Below are 1,622 nucleotides of genomic sequence, written 5' to 3'. Positions count from 1 at the left end.
ATAATCTGCAGAGGTCCGCGTGGAACGGAAACCGCAATTCTGTCGAGAGGTTTTACGCCGTGCTGAATGAGGAGAGAGGCCACGCGCATGACGGAGGCGTGCATCTGACCGTAGGTTACGATTCTGTCACCGTAGAAGAGCGCAGGACTGTCAGCCATGGTTATACCGTTCATATGGATGCGTTCGGCGAGCAGAAGACTGGATAATGGAGCCGAAGTAGTATTCACAACGGTTCTGATTCTCACGGTTTCCTTCGGCAGTTCCGCCTGAATATTAAGCTGCCAGCTTTCAGTAACCAGTCTGTGAATCAGTTCCATGTAGCATTCAAACATTTCTCTGATGAGGTTGCCGTCGTACAGCTCGGATACATAATCCCATGAGAGGTACAGGCCGTCAGCAGTTTCATACAGCTGGTGATCAAGCCATACCTGCGGGGTTTCGGAAAGACCGCCCTCGGCAAGAGTCAGAAATCCCGCGCCGGTATCCTGACTGAGAAGATCGTCGGCGATACCCAGAGTACTGGTAAAGACCACCGGCAGTGAGGCCATGCTCAGTCCCTTGCGTTTTGACAGTTCTCTCTGAATATATATGCTGGACAGTTCTCTGTGATCCAGGGATTCGGCAAGATTTTCCGCCAGAACCCCCGTGGATGCCGCAAAGCTCCCGGTCGTATCAGGGCGGTAGGCCACCGGAACAAGTGACGTGAAGTCACCGGCAACATCATAGATTTCCGGATGAACGTTCATACGGTCAAACAGAGTCATGTTGACTGTTACGCCGTCGGTTCCCGAATATCTGCAGAGCACTTCCGCATAGGCGTGCAGGAATACTGCGGAAGGTGTAAGTCCGAATTCCCTGGCACTGGCTTTGATAATGTCCAGTTCCTTGTGCGGCAGAGTTCCGGCGATTCTTACAAAGTGTGATTTTTCTATTCTGTCCGGACTGCATTCGGTCGGAAGCTGAGGAGCCGGCGGAAGATTGTCAATTTTTTCATCCCAGTACCTGTGGGCTTCCTGAAGTTTTTCTTCGGAATAACCGTGTGAAAGAATGTAGTCTCTGAATGACAGGGCAAGAGGAGGACGGCTGCTGTATTTTTCAGGATTTCTGTAGGCCTCGGCAATTTCGCGGAGAATCATTTTGATGCTGTATCCGTCAAGGTTCATGTAGCTGAATGCCATGGCGAGACGCATGCTGTTCTTCCCGTATTCAAAGGCACGGGCGGCATAAGGGAATGATTCATTCATGTCATTGAGTTCATTCCACCAGGCCGATACCGCACTGACCGCCTGTTTAACGTCGGCAACACGTGTTACCTCCACCGGAGTGACGAGAGCTTTTTCCCTGATTACCTGCTGTCCGTCGGCGGTGATTTCGGTACGCAGCATTTCATGTCTGCCGACCACCAGTCTGAAGGCTTCGTTAAGGCGTTCTACACTGATGTCAGAGCCTTCCATTTCCACCAGATAGTATGTTTTTGAATTCAGAGGAAGACCGGGAGCCTGTCCCATCCAGTATGCCTGCTGTACCTCGGTGAGAGGGAACGGATCATGACGGTGTTCAGGATCCTCCTTTACCCTGAAGAGTTCGGAAGACCTGCCGCCGGAGAGAACTCTGCTGAAGTC

The 1,622-nt window shown here is 51.6% G+C and carries 1 protein-coding gene; it reads right to left on the bottom strand.

Translation table 11 applies throughout. The annotated features are described in order from the left end of the window. A partial coding sequence (locus T489_RS0112250) for a condensation domain-containing protein (protein WP_031580301.1) occupies positions 1-1,622 on the bottom strand: 1,622 nt, incomplete at both ends.

Source organism: Ruminobacter sp. RM87 (assembly GCF_000701925.1).
Lineage (GTDB): Bacteria > Pseudomonadota > Gammaproteobacteria > Enterobacterales > Succinivibrionaceae > Ruminobacter > Ruminobacter amylophilus.
The sequence above is the reverse complement of the archived record's forward strand: the minus strand, read 5'-3'. Positions and strand labels throughout refer to the sequence as shown.